Annotated in this window: 20 protein-coding genes and 1 pseudogene; 13 read left to right on the forward strand and 8 right to left on the reverse strand. The window is 27.9% G+C overall.

Annotation, left to right across the window (positions count from 1 at the left end; all coding sequences use genetic code 4):
- Window positions 1-16: 16 nt before the first annotated feature.
- The 8 genes from ACZ91P_RS00305 to ACZ91P_RS00340 all read right to left on the reverse strand — a co-directional run bounded on the left by ACZ91P_RS00305 (window position 17) and on the right by ACZ91P_RS00340 (window position 5,249).
- Window positions 17-316: a hypothetical protein gene (locus ACZ91P_RS00305; RefSeq protein ID WP_465157482.1), complete on the reverse strand. Its 300-nt coding sequence runs from the start codon at window positions 314-316 to the stop codon at window positions 17-19.
- The gene (locus tag ACZ91P_RS00310; RefSeq protein WP_465157483.1) at window positions 262-669 is read right to left on the reverse strand and encodes a hypothetical protein; all 408 of its coding nucleotides are present in this window, start codon (window positions 667-669) and stop codon (window positions 262-264) included. The genes ACZ91P_RS00305 and ACZ91P_RS00310 overlap by 55 nt, the downstream gene beginning before the upstream one ends.
- A 12-nt stretch (window positions 670-681) precedes the next feature.
- Window positions 682-1,098, reverse strand: coding sequence for a hypothetical protein (locus ACZ91P_RS00315; protein WP_465157484.1), 417 nt, complete (start codon window positions 1,096-1,098; stop codon window positions 682-684).
- A gap of 469 nt (window positions 1,099-1,567) precedes the next feature.
- Complete coding sequence (locus ACZ91P_RS00320; RefSeq protein ID WP_465157485.1) at window positions 1,568-2,230, reverse strand: hypothetical protein; 663 nt, start codon at window positions 2,228-2,230, stop codon at window positions 1,568-1,570.
- Between the two features lie 70 nt (window positions 2,231-2,300).
- Entirely contained in the window at window positions 2,301-3,527 is a 1,227-nt protein-coding gene (locus ACZ91P_RS00325; protein WP_465157486.1) for a hypothetical protein, read from the reverse strand.
- Window positions 3,528-3,898: 371 nt separating this feature from the next.
- Window positions 3,899-4,882: a hypothetical protein gene (locus ACZ91P_RS00330; RefSeq protein WP_465157487.1), complete on the reverse strand. Its 984-nt coding sequence runs from the start codon at window positions 4,880-4,882 to the stop codon at window positions 3,899-3,901.
- Window positions 4,837-5,121 (reverse strand): hypothetical protein, encoded by a 285-nt coding sequence (locus tag ACZ91P_RS00335; protein ID WP_465157488.1) that lies wholly within the window; start codon window positions 5,119-5,121, stop codon window positions 4,837-4,839. Before ACZ91P_RS00335 ends, ACZ91P_RS00330 begins: the two co-directional genes overlap by 46 nt.
- Window positions 5,121-5,249 carry a hypothetical protein gene (locus ACZ91P_RS00340; RefSeq protein ID WP_348734885.1) on the reverse strand — a complete coding sequence of 43 codons (129 nt, stop codon included), beginning with the start codon at window positions 5,247-5,249 and terminating at the stop codon, window positions 5,121-5,123. Before ACZ91P_RS00340 ends, ACZ91P_RS00335 begins: the two co-directional genes overlap by 1 nt.
- Before the next feature lie 1,000 nt (window positions 5,250-6,249).
- On the opposite strand from ACZ91P_RS00340, the gene ACZ91P_RS00345 reads away from it, so the two are divergent.
- The 13 genes and pseudogenes from ACZ91P_RS00345 to ACZ91P_RS00405 all read left to right on the forward strand — a co-directional run bounded on the left by ACZ91P_RS00345 (window position 6,250) and on the right by ACZ91P_RS00405 (window position 15,927).
- Window positions 6,250-6,468 carry a hypothetical protein gene (locus tag ACZ91P_RS00345; protein WP_465157489.1) on the forward strand — a complete coding sequence of 73 codons (219 nt, stop codon included), beginning with the start codon at window positions 6,250-6,252 and terminating at the stop codon, window positions 6,466-6,468.
- 149 nt (window positions 6,469-6,617) lie between these two features.
- Entirely contained in the window at window positions 6,618-7,241 is a 624-nt protein-coding gene (gene upp / locus ACZ91P_RS00350) for a uracil phosphoribosyltransferase (protein WP_465157490.1), read from the forward strand.
- Window positions 7,210-7,668 carry an MG406 family protein gene (locus ACZ91P_RS00355; protein WP_465158938.1) on the forward strand — a complete coding sequence of 153 codons (459 nt, stop codon included), beginning with the start codon at window positions 7,210-7,212 and terminating at the stop codon, window positions 7,666-7,668. The genes upp and ACZ91P_RS00355 overlap by 32 nt, the downstream gene beginning before the upstream one ends.
- On the forward strand, window positions 7,655-8,473 hold the full coding sequence (locus tag ACZ91P_RS00360; RefSeq protein ID WP_465157491.1) for a F0F1 ATP synthase subunit A: 819 nt from the start codon (window positions 7,655-7,657) through the stop codon (window positions 8,471-8,473). The genes ACZ91P_RS00355 and ACZ91P_RS00360 overlap by 14 nt, the downstream gene beginning before the upstream one ends.
- Window positions 8,474-8,525: 52 nt before the next feature.
- Complete coding sequence (atpE, locus tag ACZ91P_RS00365) at window positions 8,526-8,828, forward strand: ATP synthase F0 subunit C (protein ID WP_004028354.1); 303 nt, start codon at window positions 8,526-8,528, stop codon at window positions 8,826-8,828.
- Between the two features lie 37 nt (window positions 8,829-8,865).
- Window positions 8,866-9,396 (forward strand): F0F1 ATP synthase subunit B, encoded by a 531-nt coding sequence (atpF, locus tag ACZ91P_RS00370; RefSeq protein WP_465157492.1) that lies wholly within the window; start codon window positions 8,866-8,868, stop codon window positions 9,394-9,396.
- 6 nt (window positions 9,397-9,402) lie between these two features.
- Window positions 9,403-9,948 (forward strand): F0F1 ATP synthase subunit delta, encoded by a 546-nt coding sequence (locus tag ACZ91P_RS00375; RefSeq protein ID WP_348735607.1) that lies wholly within the window; start codon window positions 9,403-9,405, stop codon window positions 9,946-9,948.
- A gap of 16 nt (window positions 9,949-9,964) precedes the next feature.
- Entirely contained in the window at window positions 9,965-11,536 is a 1,572-nt protein-coding gene (gene atpA, locus ACZ91P_RS00380) for a F0F1 ATP synthase subunit alpha (RefSeq protein ID WP_465157493.1), read from the forward strand.
- 16 nt (window positions 11,537-11,552) lie between these two features.
- Entirely contained in the window at window positions 11,553-12,410 is an 858-nt protein-coding gene (gene atpG / locus ACZ91P_RS00385) for an ATP synthase F1 subunit gamma (protein ID WP_465157494.1), read from the forward strand.
- Between the two features lie 14 nt (window positions 12,411-12,424).
- Window positions 12,425-13,822, forward strand: a complete 1,398-nt coding sequence (gene atpD / locus ACZ91P_RS00390; protein WP_465157495.1) for a F0F1 ATP synthase subunit beta — start codon at window positions 12,425-12,427, stop codon at window positions 13,820-13,822.
- A gap of 1 nt (window position 13,823) precedes the next feature.
- Complete coding sequence (locus tag ACZ91P_RS00395; RefSeq protein WP_338990118.1) at window positions 13,824-14,087, forward strand: FoF1 ATP synthase subunit delta/epsilon; 264 nt, start codon at window positions 13,824-13,826, stop codon at window positions 14,085-14,087.
- A 143-nt stretch (window positions 14,088-14,230) separates the two neighbouring features.
- Window positions 14,231-15,061: a Cof-type HAD-IIB family hydrolase gene (locus ACZ91P_RS00400; RefSeq protein ID WP_465157496.1), complete on the forward strand. Its 831-nt coding sequence runs from the start codon at window positions 14,231-14,233 to the stop codon at window positions 15,059-15,061.
- Window positions 15,062-15,075: 14 nt separating this feature from the next.
- A pseudogene (locus tag ACZ91P_RS00405) lies at window positions 15,076-15,927 on the forward strand (HAD-IIB family hydrolase).
- The last annotated feature ends 5 nt before the right edge of the window (window positions 15,928-15,932 follow it).

A 15,932-nucleotide genomic window follows, 5' to 3' on the forward strand; every position in this document is an offset into this window, starting at 1 on the left:
TGTTTTATTATCAATTTTAATATCACTCTACCGCCACTTTGTTTTGCTTTTCATACACCATTTTTTTATAAATAGTATCATTATCAAAGGGAACATTTATTTCATTATTGTTATTTTTAACAATAGTTTTATTGTCAATCTTAGTTTTTTCTTTTTCTATTAAAGCATCTACTTCTAATTGAGTATAATATTCTTCTAAATCAATCATTGTTAAATCAATACCTTCTTCTTGAAAAGTAAGAAACATTTTCTTTAAAGTTGTTAAATTAGCCAATGATTTTGCATAGGTAGGCAATAGACATTGTCAAGTAATCATAGGGTCATTTTGCGATGAATAATTAATATCACCAACACTCATATTTGCCGAAGTAAAAAATTCAATTGGAATGCGGTTAAAGTTCAATGCTCAATCGTAATAAACACCATATTAATACAAATTTTCTTTAATAATGGATCTTTAAATGTTTCAAACTTTAGTTTTGAAAATGGATAGTTTAAGTAAGAATTAATCATATTTTGGGCTCTTAAAGCAAATGTTTTAAATCATAATTCTACATCACCTTTAAAAAACTTATTATAACGAACTGGAACTTGTGTAATTTTACCTGTCATTGGAATAAAATTATTATAATTTTCCAAAGTAACATTTTGTCATAATTCATTTAACATTTAATCATCTCCTTATCATTTACTTTTTTTAGAATATATTTTCTTTAATATAAATTTTTTACTATTTAGTAATGTTTTTGTTTTAATTGTTTTGTTTAAATCTTGTTTTGTTCTGAGTTGTTTATATGCTTGGAATACTAGTCCATTATCTAGCAAACTAGTAACCGCACTATCTTCTAGCGTATTTAACAATTTATCTTTATTAAAGTTATTTTTAAATTGTTCTTGCATTTTTAATATCTTAGCAATTGTCCGATATATTTTAAAACTATCTTTTACTACTTGCTGATAAACAAGTGGGGCAAAAGAAACTAAATTAAACAAACTTGTTTTTTTAAATCCCCAACCAATAAACCACTCACTGTTCATATAGAATTTAAACGGTTCAGGAGCTAAAACAAACTGTTCTGCTTTGATTAAAGTTGTCATAACGACAATAGTGGCATATTTAGGATTTTTATAATATATTGTTAAAGCAACTTCGCCCGCAACTGATAAAGGAACAATTTTAACTGCTAAAAAACATCAGAACCATAAGCAAAAGGTAATAATTGACCTTTTTTAATAGCCTTAGTTTCAAATTTAAATAATATTTTTTTAGTTTTATCAGTAATTTTATTAATTACTTTTTGTTTAATAGTAATTATTTGTTTTTCAATTGGGGCTAATAATTTTTTAGTTAACTTTTTGAATATAAAAATTTGGGTTTAAATGATTTAAAATTTTATTTAATTTAATTGGTGTTTGATAAAAAATATTTAATAATTTATTATTATATATTTTACTGCCCCGTATTAAATTAGCATTTAATATTAGGTTTTTGCCAACACCTTTTTATGAAGATTAGTCATTATGTTATATCACTTATTAGTATTAATTTTGCTTATTTTATCAATATTTAATCCATATTCAGACAATCATTTATTTCATTTATGCGTGGTATTTTTTGAACTAATGTAGGACTTATTTTTTGAATATTTTTTTCAATTTTTAATAAATTATTAATTGTTTCTAAATTAGAAACTTTAAAACCCTTATAAAAATCATTTCGGACTAATTTTCCAATTGTATATAATAAAGTTTCATTATTAGCTTGTTTTGTAAAATCAAATATTAATTTATCAGATAAAATCTTTTTATCTCTAACTTGTCTTACAACATCTTCTAAATTATTAGCAGTTATTACACCTAATTTTTCAAGTAGTTTAGTTTCTTTTGCTAATTTTAAAATTCTAGTTGTTCGAACAGCACGCGTTAATTTACCAATTCCACCAATTGCTGGTAGCAAATTTAAGGCAGTACTTTTTACTGTCACTTCTGATGTTAATTTATCGTATATTTGATTTACGGCAAAATCGGTTGCTGTTTCTGCTCCAAATGAGATAAATGCTGCGGCAAAATTAGATAATCCCGCACCAAGACCAACAGTCGAAGCAATACCACCAGTTAAAACTGATAAACCAAGTGCTAAAACTTGAATTCCTAAAAATTCTAATAATTGTAAACCAAAATTTTTTTCTTGTTGTTGGATTGACAATCTAGTTGGATTTTTTAACAGCATAAATAAGGGCTGTTTTAGATGTTCCAATTGGCATATATATCAAACGAAAAAGTACTATTTTTTAGTACTATTAAGAATTTTTAATTTTAACATAAATCGGATTTGTTTGACCAGTAGCGTTGTTTTTACCTTCAATTTGAACTGCAACAGTTTTATTATTTGTAATATTAATTGGTCAGTCTTCACCTTTGCTTTCAATAAAGTAATCAAAATCACTTTCAGTTAAAGAACTATTTACTGCTTTTGCTGCTTTTAAAACAACATCTTTAAATTGTGGTTTTAACTGTTCGGCTGTTACTTTTGTTGGGTCTGTAACATGAATATTTGGTTTATCTATTTTATTAATTTTACTAATATCAATTTTTGAAACAATATGTTTAATAATTCCCTTAGGTTCAACTACTGCCCCACCTAAATATAAAACTCTTTCCATAATCAAAGTATTACCCATTCCAGTACCCAATGCAGCTGCACCAACTCTTAATGGAGTATGGTCTTTTTTGCGTAAGATAAGAGGGCCATATTTTTTACTAAATTTAAAGGCAATTGCATTAACACCATCTGGTAATAGAGTAATTGTTCCTTCTGAACCATCTTTATTAATAATTGGTAATTTTTTAGGAACCATATAATATGTTGTTCCTTCAACAGTTTTCATTGCTCCGCTTGTTTCAATTACATTGTTTATTTGGTCATTTGCTCCAAGTTGTAACTGTAATTTATTACGAATTCCACAAATAAAATCAGTCGAACCCAAGACAACTGTTTCTGATGGGGTAAATCCATTTTCATATATTTTATCCATAATTTCATTGTGAATTTGTAAAGCATTAGTATCATCTGCTTTTTGGACTTGAATAGTTGTAACTACTCCTTTGTTAATAATTTCTAAAAATTTATTACGTTTATAAGCAACCTCAGTATCCATTGCTTGTTCAATATCAGCAGCCCAAATATTAGGGTTAAAATCACTTTCTACAGGGTCTAATTTACGAGCAAAAATTAAAATTGTATCTAATTCAACAATTCCATCATCAAATTCTACTTCTGAATAATTTAATAATTTATCATCAGTATTAAATACTTTCCCATCTTTACCAGAACCTTCATTATATTTAATATTTTTCTTTCTTTTATATGCTAAACTAAATTTACTTGCATCTTTTCATGCAAATAATGCTTCTCAACTAAATTTTTGTTGATAAGTTTGTAAATATCATTGTTCAAATGTTTCTCGATCTTGTTTTGTTGCTTGATTAGCAATATCTCCGAAAATTCTTTGTGGGTTTTGTGCCATAATTTACTTCCTTCTTTCTATTTATTAAATACATTGTCTGTATCTAAAATATTGTTTTCTTTGTTTTCTACTTTTGGTACGCCCCCAGTATTAACTGTTTGTACCTTAATTAATTCATCATAAACACTTTGCAATTGTATTTTAATGATTTCAATATCATCAGTAATATCATAAGACTTTAATAAAACATTTTTAAATTCTTCATTATCAGTTAAAGAATTAATAAAGTCAATTACTTCAATTTGTTTTAATTGAATTGTTTGTTGTTCAATTTGTGAAGTTAATTCAGTATTTTTTGTTTGTAGTTCGTTGATTTGCTGATTACTATTTTCTAAATTAATTGCATTAAATTCTTCAACTTCAGCAGTATTTTATAAAATAATTTCAGCAGTTTTAATATCTAAACTACCATTTTCATTTTTAATAGGTTCATTATTTTCATTAATAAGAACATATTTTATATTTTTTAATGCCATTGTTTTTCCTCTTTTTTTAATATTTGTATTTGTTCTTTTTCTAATCGATTTTTGTATAATTTCAAAACTGTCTACTTTAAAAGACAAAAAATAGCGTTTAGTTTTTATATTTAACTGATTAAATATTGAGCCTTTAATTTTTATCTCATCATCTTTTTTTAATTTGAAAAACTCAGTTAAAATAGATGGGTTATATATTGATAATGTTGAGTAATTTAATCCTTCTCACTGACATTTAGCCGAACAAGCATCAACTTCAACACCACCAGCAACCAGTGCCTTAATCTTAGTTTTAATCGGATTTTCATGTAATCTAACAGTTAATTCTAACTTATTAACTTTTTTATTTTTTATTTTAGATTTTTTAGTTATTGATTTTTTAGGTAAATTACTTTTTGTTTGTGCCATTTTTTCAACTCCTTTTGCTAAAAAATACTGTAAATGTTTTCAAGCATCGTGTTCGTGCTCTGACATTTTAATATTTCATTTATAAATATAATTTTTCTTAATGACTGGTGATTGTAAAATATATTTTAAATTAAATAGATATTTGCATAAAACTTTTAAACCACCAATAAATTTAGGAGTAGATAATGGATTTTTTATTTTTAAACCCTTATGAAGTTGATAATCTTCAATTATTACAATAACTTTATTTAAATAAGAACAAATTTTATTTTTAAACTCATTTAATATTAAATACATATTATTTATTGCTTCTTCTTCATTTTTGAAATTAAAAGTAATATTATTAATTATTTTCTTTTGCAAAACATTATAAATAATAATACCAGTTTGTCCAATTCCAGCAGGGTCAATTGCAATAATATATTTTAATTTATTTGTTTTATTTTTTTGTCAATTTGTAATATTTTTCATTCATCGAATGCTAAATCTAAAATATTGTTAATTTTATAATATTGCATATATGAAACAATAATATCTCACTTGTCTTTAAATAAATTTAAGTACATTTTGGCTCATTCTAAACATTGCAAATCATAATGCTTTTTATGATGTGAAATACGACAATTAATAGGTTGATAATTAACTCAATCAAAAGATGTTGTTATTTCATTTCAAGTTTTATTAATATACAAACTTTTATATTCTGTCATTATATATACTCCTTAATTTTTTTATTTGTTGATCAAATTTCATCATTAATATCATTTACTGTTACCAGATAAGCTCGTATCATTAATTCTTGTAATTTATTTTTAATTTTTTTATTTCATTTTTTCATCAAATATTTTCCTTTCTGTAAAAAAACATAATATTCCTTTATTGGTTAATATTTTGATATTTAGTAAATAATTTATTTTAATATTTAATTACTTCGCCGCCCGCTCCACTTTGAAGGTGAGCGGGGGCGGATAGGATATTTTGATAGAGTTTACCCCCATACGGAAATAAACAAAAAACAGTTTACCCAGTTATTAATTACGCTTCATCCATCCCTACACAACTTTATATAAAGAAAATAACCTTTTGGAGTTCCAACCCTCTTGTTTTTTTAGTGTCCAATATTGTTTTTTTAGTTTAACAACACTCTTTTTATGAAAACAAGCCAAAAAACACATGCTTTGACATTTCGCAAGTGATTAATCTTGCCGAGAATTAAAGAAATAAATAGGAGTAGTAAATCTAATCGCTTTCACACTTTCTTTAAGGCTTCGTGCCATAGATGAGTTATCCATCTTTAAGTATCAAAAAATATTAAGTTTTAAAGATTGAATTTTGGATTAATCGTTAGATAGTATCTTTATTTTTTTATCTCATTATCTTTTTTAATTCTTTGTTTATTAAATATATTTTTTAGTAATTATATTTAACAATTAACTAACAACTAAATAAAACAATTATTCAAAATTTTTTAAGAAAAGAAAGGATGGATTTTTCTGAAAAAACATATTTTATTAAGTGTAAAAGATACTATCTAACGATTAATCCAATAAATATAAGTATTTTTTACAAAATAAAAAGCACTTTATTCTTTTTCAATAAAGTACTACATTTGCATTTACAATTTACAAAAAGTAGCAAAAATTAACTATAAAACAGAAAAAGTTAATTTAACAGCGTTAGGAATAAATAATTTAAATGAGTTAAAAACATTTTCTGTCGTTTGTTTGCCTGACTTTTAAATAACAGTTAATGATAATAAGATTAATAATCCAAATTATTTTGCACTATTTATTCCTACAAGTGATTTAAAAGTACTTACGAATGAATTTGATTGGGTAATGTTAGATAATAAAAATGATTTTAGAACAACTATTAATAAGGAATGATATTCAGGTTATTTTTATATGAAGGGAGTTGTTTGAATGGATATCAAGACTGCAATTTTATACTTAAAATTATTTTATAGTTTTGAGATTACAGAAGAATCACCTTCATCTTCTAATTACATTAATCTAATGATAAAATCAGGTTCAACATTACAAGTGATAAGAAAATAATAAAAGATTAAAAAAGAAATAAGTTTGAAAGTTCAATTTATTTCTTTTTATTTAATTATTTTTAAAAATGTAAGTAATTACAAATTAAATCTTGGTATTATCTTTATAATTATGTTAAAATCTAATAAATTAAGGAGGAAAAGTAATTAATGTCATTTACTGTAATAAAACACCCGTTAATTTTGGATAAATTAACAAGAATGCGCAAAAAGGAGAGTAATTCAAAGGTCTTTAAAGAAAATTTAGATGAAATTGCGCAATTAATGGCGTATGAAATATTTCGAAATATTGAATTAAATGAATTTGAAATTGAAACACCAGTAGCAAAAACAAAGGGATATAAAATTGCAAATGATATTGTTTTATTTCCAATTTTAAGAGCAGGCTTGGGGATGGTCGATGGAATTATTAATTTGGTCCCAAACGCTAAAATTGGACATATTGGATTATACCGAGATGAAAAAACCTTAGAACCACATGAATATTTTGCCAAAAAACCAGAAAATATTAATAAAGCAAATGTTTTAGTTTTAGATCCAATGTTAGCGACAGGGGGCAGTTCTAATGTGGCAATTCAAAAAGTTAAAGAATGAGGAGCAACTAATATTAAATTAGTATGTTTGGTAGCTGCACCTGAAGGAAAAAAATGTATTGAAGAGCATCATACAGATGTTGATATTTATGTTGCTGCATTAGACCAACGTTTAGATGAACATGGTTATATTATTCCTGGTCTAGGTGATGCTGGAGACCGTATTTTTGGAACTAAATAAAAAAAATAAATTAAATTGAAAAAACCATTTTAAAGGTGTAGAATATAAACTGTCAATAATAAGTTTAATAATGTTTTTGGGAATACTAATAGTATTGACGATGATTTATTTGACATTAAAACGAGATTGAACTTTATACACAGGATTAGTTTTGGGATATTTGTTTTCTCTTATAGGTTTCTTAATCATTTGTTTTTCTGGATGATTGTTAAGTATAAGTTTAAATAAGTACTTTTTTATCTTATTGTACCTAGTTCGCTTAGTGATTTATGCTATACCTATAGTTATTTATGCTGAGAATACTAGTTTTTTTAGTATTTACACAATAATTGTTGGAATTAGTTTATGTCCATTTTCATCATTATTTTCAAATGTTAAATTTCCCATTCATCAACGCAGAAAGGAAAAAAAAAATGGCAATGAATAGTAACTTTGGTCAATTTCTTGCAATGGATTTAATCCCTGATCCAAATAAAAGTGGAATGGATGCATGAAGTTATACAATTTTATTACCGCAATTAGTAACGATAGTTATTACTACCTTTATTATTATGCTTTTATCAATAGGTTATTATAAACGCTTAAAAAAACTTGGTCCAACCGATATTCCAACTGGTTTAGTACTTTTTGCTGAAATTACAATTAAGTGAGTTGAAAAACAAGTTGTTGATTTGATGGGACCAAAATATAAATTTTTAACAGTTTATGTTATATACTTATTATTGTATATTGGGATTGGAAATTTAATGAGTGTTGTTGGGTTTGAATCACTTGCAACAGCTTATACTGTCCCATTATCAATGGGATTGGTTACCTTTTTTGGAATATATTATTTTGGGATTAAATATCAAAAACTAGTATATTTTAAAAAGTTTTTTGTCAATCCATTAGAATTATTAACCCAATTTGTTCCTTTGATCTCAATTTCATTTCGTTTATTTGGAAACATTTTGGGAGGAACAGTTATTATTACCTTATTCACAGCTTTAATGAGCTTTATTTGAGGACAGATTCCTTATATTGGGCCTGTTGATTTATTAGCTGGTGTATTTTTACCTTTTTTAAGTATTTATTTTGATGTTTTTGATGGTTTAATTCAAGCATATATTTTTGCAATTTTAACAATTGCCTATTGGGCAATGGAAATGAAAACAGAAACCAAAGATAAAAACGAAAAAATAATTAAGTTAAAAAAAGAACAAAAAATTAAAAATGTTAATTTAAATGGCTAAAAAAGGATTAAAATAAAATTATATATTTGTTATGGAAGAGGAGAATTATAATATGATAAATTTTATGACAATAGATTTGCTATCGAATATGATGACAATATGATTTATGGCCGGAATTAATGATGGTTTTACAAAGGGAATGTCATTATTGGGTGCAGGATTAGCTGCCATTGGTTGTTGTGGTTCAGGAATTGGACAAGGGTATACTGGTGGAAAAGCTGTTGAAGCAATTGCTCGAAACCCAGAAGTTGAAAGTAAAGTTAGAACACAATATATTATTGCTGCTGCGATTACTGAATCAGGGTCAATTTATGCATTAGTTATTGCGATTATTTTAGCATTTGTTACTGGTTAATGAAAAGAAAAAAGTTGGAAAGAAGGCTTAGATGTCTATGACAATGTGATTAATGTCAAAACCAATTGAACCAGCAGAAATTATTAATCAATTATTTCCTAATCTATGGGTTTTTATTGCGCATGTTATTGCGACAATTATTTTATTAATTTTATTATCAAAATGAGTTTATAATCCATTTCGAAAAGCAATGCGGGCTCGTCGCAATAAAATTCGAGAATTAATTCAAGATGCTGCTGAAAAACAAGCAAAAGCAACAATTGATCAAAAAGAAGCATCGAAATTGTTAACAACAGCGAAGGTAGAAGCAAATAGTATTATTGTTGCGGCTCGAACTGAAGCAGAGGCAAAACGTCATCAAGTTTTAGAAACAGCAAAAGCTGAAGTTATGCAATTAAATGAACAGGCCCATAAAGAAATTCAAAAAGAAAAAGAGCAATATTATGATGATATTCGAAAATCAATTATTAATGTTGCTTTTAATGCAGCTGAGAAATTATTAAGCAAAGAAATTAATAAAGAAAAAAATGAAAAATTGGTAGAAGAGTTTATCAAAGAATTAGAGTAGTAAGTTATGTTAGTTAGTGAAAAATTTATTGATAATTATGCAGCTGCTTTAATGGACTTGGCGCTTGAAACAAAAAAAATTGATCATTTTTTAGAAGTTAGTAATATAATCGTAGATTTATTTAAACAAGAACCAGATTATATTAAGTTAATGATGAATGCTGACATTGCAAAAGAAGAACGAAAGAACATTTTAGCAAAACCATTTCAAAAAGTTATTGATCCGTTAATTTTAAATGCACTTTTTTTATTAATTGATCGTGAAGCTTTTTGTTATGTTAGAAGAATTTTTAAAAGTTTAAGAAAATTAATAAATATCAGTTATGATGTTCAATATGGAAATATTTATTCAACCCAACCATTAACAAGAAAACAAATTACAACAATTGAAACAAAATTAAGTAAAAAATTTGGCTATCATATTGAGTTAGTTAACAAAATTGATCCATCTTTATTAGGCGGAGTTCGGATTAAAATTAAGCACGAAATTATTGATGGTTCAATTGCAGGACAATTAGAAACAATGCGTCAAAAAGCAATATATAATAAATAGAAGATGGGGTGAAAAAGTGGCTTTAAATCTAAATGAGATTTCCGAAATAATTAAAAAACAGATTAAAGAATATGGTAAAAAAATTGAAATTCATGAAGAAGGAACTGTTGTGACAGTTGGTGATGGAATTGCTTTAATTGATGGTCTTGACAATGCAATGATGAGTGAATTGCTAATTTTTCCGAATGAAATTTATGGAATGGTATTAAACTTAGAAGAAGGCGCTGTTGGGGCCATTTTAATGGGTGACGATACAACAATCCGTGAAGGTGATCAAGTTCGTCGATTAGGAAAAATTGTTGAAACGCCAGTTGGTGATGCGTTGTTAGGCCGTGTTGTTAATGCATTAGGACAACCAATTGATGGGAAAGGACCATTAAAAGCAATAAAAACACGTCCTGTGGAACGAATTGCACCTGGTGTTATGACTAGAAAATCAGTTGATGAACCAATGGAAACGGGAATTATGACAATTGATGCGATGATTCCCATTGGGAAAGGACAACGAGAATTAATTATTGGTGATCGCCAGACAGGAAAAACAGCAATCGGAATTGATACCATCTTAAATCAAAAAGGGAAAAATGTAAAATGTATTTATGTTGCAATTGGGCAAAAAGCATCAACTGTTGCACAAATTGTCGAAAAATTACGAGTTGCTGGTGCATTAGAATATACAACAGTTGTTTCAGCCACAGCAAGTGAATTAGCGCCATTACAATACTTAGCACCATATACTGGTGTTACTATTGGTGAAGAATGGATGGAATCTGGTGAAAATGTTATTATTATTTATGATGATCTTTCAAAACATGCTGTTGCTTATCGAACAATGGCACTATTATTACACCGTCCACCTGGTCGTGAAGCATATCCTGGTGATGTTTTTTATTTACATAGTCGGTTATTAGAACGCGCCGCGCGAGTAACAAAAGAATATGGAGGCGGAAGTATTACTGCTTTGCCAATTATTGAAACACAAGCGGGTGATATTTCAGCATATATTCCAACTAATGTTATTTCAATTACTGATGGGCAAATTTTCTTAAATAATGATCAGTTTAATGCTGGAATTCGCCCTGCGGTTGATGCGGGATTATCGGTGTCACGAGTAGGGTCAACAGCACAAATTAAAGCAATGAAACAAGTTGCTGGTTCATTAAAATTAGAATTAGCACAATATCGTGAACTACAAGCCTTTACTCAATTTGGTTCTGATTTGGATGATTCGACAAAAGAAGTATTAGAACATGGAAAACGAGTAATTGAAATTTTAAAACAAAAACAATATTCACCGCTTTCACAAATTGACCAAGTAATCATTTTATTAGCAGTTAAGAAAAAAAGAATTCGTTGAATTCCAGTTGATAAAATTCAAGAATTTAAAGAAGAAATAATTGAACATTTTAATATAAAAGCAAAAAAATACTATACTGAATTAGCAAAAGCCAAAGCCTATAGCGATATCTTAATGACTAATATTGATAATGAAATTATTAATGTTGTTAAAAAAATTACCAATAAAATTGCTGATTATAAACCAGAAATGTTTGGACAAATTGAAGAGTGGAAAAAATTAGGACAATAAAGGTTAAAAGAACAAAATGGCAGTCGGAACAGACTTAAAAAAACAAATTACTTCAATTACTTCAACATCTAAAATAACACAAGCAATGAAATTAGTAGCGACAGCAAAATTAAAAAAAATTGGTAAACGAATTTCTAATTCAAAACCATATTTTGCTGAAGTTTATACTGTTTTTAATGATATCATTAGTAAAGCAGATGATTCAATTTATCAAAAAAAAGATGGCATAAAAGATAGTAAATGTACTTGTTGAATCATTGTTAATTCAAATTTAGGTTTATGTGGTGGTTATAATATTAATATTAATAAGTTGGTGTTACAACAATTACGAAAAAGTGATTGTATTATTGCAATCGGCTCTAAAGCAGAAACATTTTATGCCCATAAAGGTTATGAAATTATGCAAACAAGAAAAGATATTGATATTAATTTTTCTTATGATGATGCACGTGAGTTTGCACAAGAAATTTTATCTGGTTTTAATGGAAATACTTATGATGAAATTAAAATTGCTTATACAAAATTTATTAATAATGTAACTTTTGAACCAACAATTTTACAATTGTTACCAATTATTAAGGTAACACAACAAGAAGAACCAAAACACATTAATGTTATTACCGAATTTGAACCAGATCCAGCAACGATTTTAGAAAATGCGGTGCCAATGTATTTAAATACCATTTTATTTTCATCAATCGTTGAATCACAGGTTTCAGAACAAGCATCACGGCGAGTAGCAATGGAAAATGCAACAGATAATGCAAATGCAATGTTAAAAAAATTATCGTTATTATATAACCGTAAGCGTCAAGCAGAAATTACACAGGAAATTACAGAAATTGTTGCTGGGGCTGGTGCGCAAGAAAATTAAGAGGTGGTTAAAAAATGGAGAAAAATGGAAAAGTAGTACAGGTGTTAGGACCTGTTGTTGATGTACGGTTTACGGAAGAATATTTGCCTGAATTATATAATGCTATTACGGTTAATAATAATGGTACAAAGTTAGTTTTAGAAGTTGTTCAACATATTGGTGATGACACCGTACGGGCAATTGCCTTAGGACCAACAGAAGGAATGGTTCGGGGAATGGATGTGATTGATACAAAAGCGCCAATTACAGTTCCGGTTGGTGAAGAGGTTTTAGGGCGTATGTTTAATGTTCTTGGAGAAGCAATTGATGAAAAACCACAGCCAAAGACAAAGACAATGCGTCCAATTCACCGTGAAGCACCATCATATGAAGAACAACAAACAACAGCTGCAATTTTAGAAACAGGCATTAAAGTTGTTGATTTATTAGTTCCCTTTGCAAAGGGGGGAAAAATTGGTTTGTTTGGTGGTGCTGGAGTAGGAAAAACAGTACTAGTACAAGAATTAATTAATAATGTGGCAAAAGCACATGGAGGAATTTCTGTCTTTGTTGGTGTTGGTGAACGAACACGAGAAGGTAATGATTTATATTATGAAATGATTGAAGATGGTGTTATTGATAAAACAGCTTTGGTTTTTGGACAAATGAATGAAACACCAGGAGCTCGTATGCGAGTTGCTTTAACTGGATTAACAATTGCTGAATATTTCCGTGATGATAAAAACCAAGATGTTTTATTATTTATTGATAATATTTTCCGTTTTACCCAAGCTGGTTCTGAAGTATCAGCCTTATTAGGACGGATGCCATCAGCAGTTGGTTATCAACCGACATTAGCAACCGAAATGGGAGCATTACAAGAACGAATTACTTCAACAAAAAAAGGAAGTATTACTTCTGTCCAAGCAGTATATGTGCCAGCGGATGATTTAACTGATCCAGCTCCTGCAACAACATTTGCTCATTTAGACGCTAAGGTTGTCTTAGACCGTGAAATTGCAGCATTAGGAATTTATCCAGCAGTTGACCCATTAGGAAGTTCGTCTCGATTATTAGACCCATTAGTGGTTGGTGAAGAACATTATGAAGTAGCACGAGGAGTACAAGAAATCCTCCAAAAGTTTAAAGAATTACAATCAATTATCGCCATTTTAGGGATGGATGAATTATCAGATGAAGATAAATTAGCTGTTGCAAGAGCACGAAAAATTCGTAACTTTTTATCACAACCATTTTTTGTAGCTGAAAAGTTTTCTGGAAAAACAGGGAAATATGTCCCTGTAGTAGAAACAATTCGTGCTTTTAGAGAAATCTTAGCAGGAAAATATGATGATGTACCAGAACAAGCATTCTTATATGTTGGAACAATTGATGAGGTTGTTAAAGCCGCCGAAGCTTTAAAACATAATTAAAATGGCGAATCAAATTAGTTTAAAAATTATTACACCACAGGGTGTCATTGTTAATCGCTTAGTTGATATTATAACAGTGAAAACAATTACGGGATATATGGGTATTTTGTATGGTCATATTCCTCTTGTTTCATCAATTGTTCCATCTGAAATGACATACAAAGTTAATAATAAAGAATATAAATTAAGTATTGCTGGTGGAATTTTGCAAGTTGAACAAGAATTTGTTAAAATTCTTGCTGATGAAGTTGAACCTATTAGTTAGATACGAAAATAGAAATCTTTTTTTTGAGATTTTTTGTTTTAATTTTCTTAATTATAAATATAAAATAAAACATGATAGAATGATAATATCTGAGACTACTTATATGATAAACTAAGTAATATTAAAAGAAGGTAGGCAATGTAATGATAGTAAAAATGATCGTGTGTGATATTGATGGAACATTAGTAACTGATAAAGACAAAAAGATTCCAACTATAAATATTGAGGCTTTAAAAAAGGCTCAAGCAATGGGTATTTTAGTAACGATTGCTTCAGGACGGGTTCCTAGTAGTTTATCTGATTATGCAAAAACATTAGGAATTCTTGACCATTGTCCGTATGTTATTGGTGCTAATGGTGGGGCTATTTTAAATTTAAAAACAAAAGAATATGTCTATGATGAAATAATTTCATATCAAGATACATTATGAGCAATGAATATTGTTCGAGAATTTGGTCATGATTTTTATTTAGCACCACTTAATGAACAAGAAGCTTATGTTTCACAATCAAGCATTATTAAAGATGATCTTTTTTTATTTCGTAATACTGACATTAAAGCAATTGTTTTAGATTGAAATGAAATTCCGCAAATGCGTAAGGTTGTAATTTCTTGTCATGATGAACAAAAACAAAATTGGTTACGACAACAAATTGCGGTCAGTAAAACATTAAGGACAGAAGTTACGGGATATGGGTTTATTGAGATTATTCTTAAAAATGTTAATAAATGACAGGGAATTTTAAAATTAATTGAAATACTTAAACATAAAGAAAATCACCATCTTGATTCAGATGAAATTATGTGTTTTGGTGATCAAATGAATGACTATGAGATGATTAAAAATTCAAAATATGGAATTGCATTAGCCAATGCTACACCGCAATTAAAAGAAGTTGCTTTTGCAGTAATTGCAAAAGATAATAATGCGGCAGGAATTGCTGATTATCTTTATAAGACAATATTAAAATAGAAGATGAGATTGTCATGTTAAAAATTAATGGTAATCAAATTAAATTAATTGTTACTGATGTTGATGGCACATTGATTACTGATAAGCAAGAATTATCAACTCTTGTTCAAAATAAATTACTTGCATTGCAAGCAAAAGGGATTTCTGTATCAATTGCATCAGGACGAATGCCTCTTGGTTTTGATAATTACACAAGAGAATTAAAAATTAAGGATTATTGTCAATATGTTATTCGTGCTAATGGTGCTTTAGTGTATGATACTAAAAACAATAAGTCAATTTATAGCAATTTAATGCCAGTTTCGGATTTAGTTATTGTAATTGATATTTTATTAAAATATCAATGTGATTTTACAATTTCATATCAAAATGATCATAATTTATATTGTGCGGGTGAAAAATTATTAAAAATTAAATCAAAACCAGATGCATTTTTAGATGGAATGAAGCAAGTAAAACCATTCTGCTTTGATGATATTAGAATAGCCAATAAAATTATTGCAAAGCATTAATTCAAAATAATGTTTCAAGAAATGTATACAGCTTTAAAACAAGTTTTAAATATTAATGTTGAACCACTGTCTGAATATGGATGTGATATTGTACATGGTAATTCAAATAAAGGGCAAGCAATTTTACATTTAATTGATATTTTAAATCAAAGGCAAGGAGGTGAAATTAAATTAAAGAATGTTTTATATTTTGGTGATAATTATAATGACCGTTCTGTGTTTGAAATTTTACCTTATTCAATTGCAATGGAACATAGTCCAACTCCGATTTTAAATTTAGCATACGATGTAGCTAGCAGCAATAATACCGGAGGAATTTATTATTATTTAAGCAACCTTGAAAAAAATAATTAAAATTA

The organism is Spiroplasma endosymbiont of Halictus nicosiae (assembly GCF_978018445.1).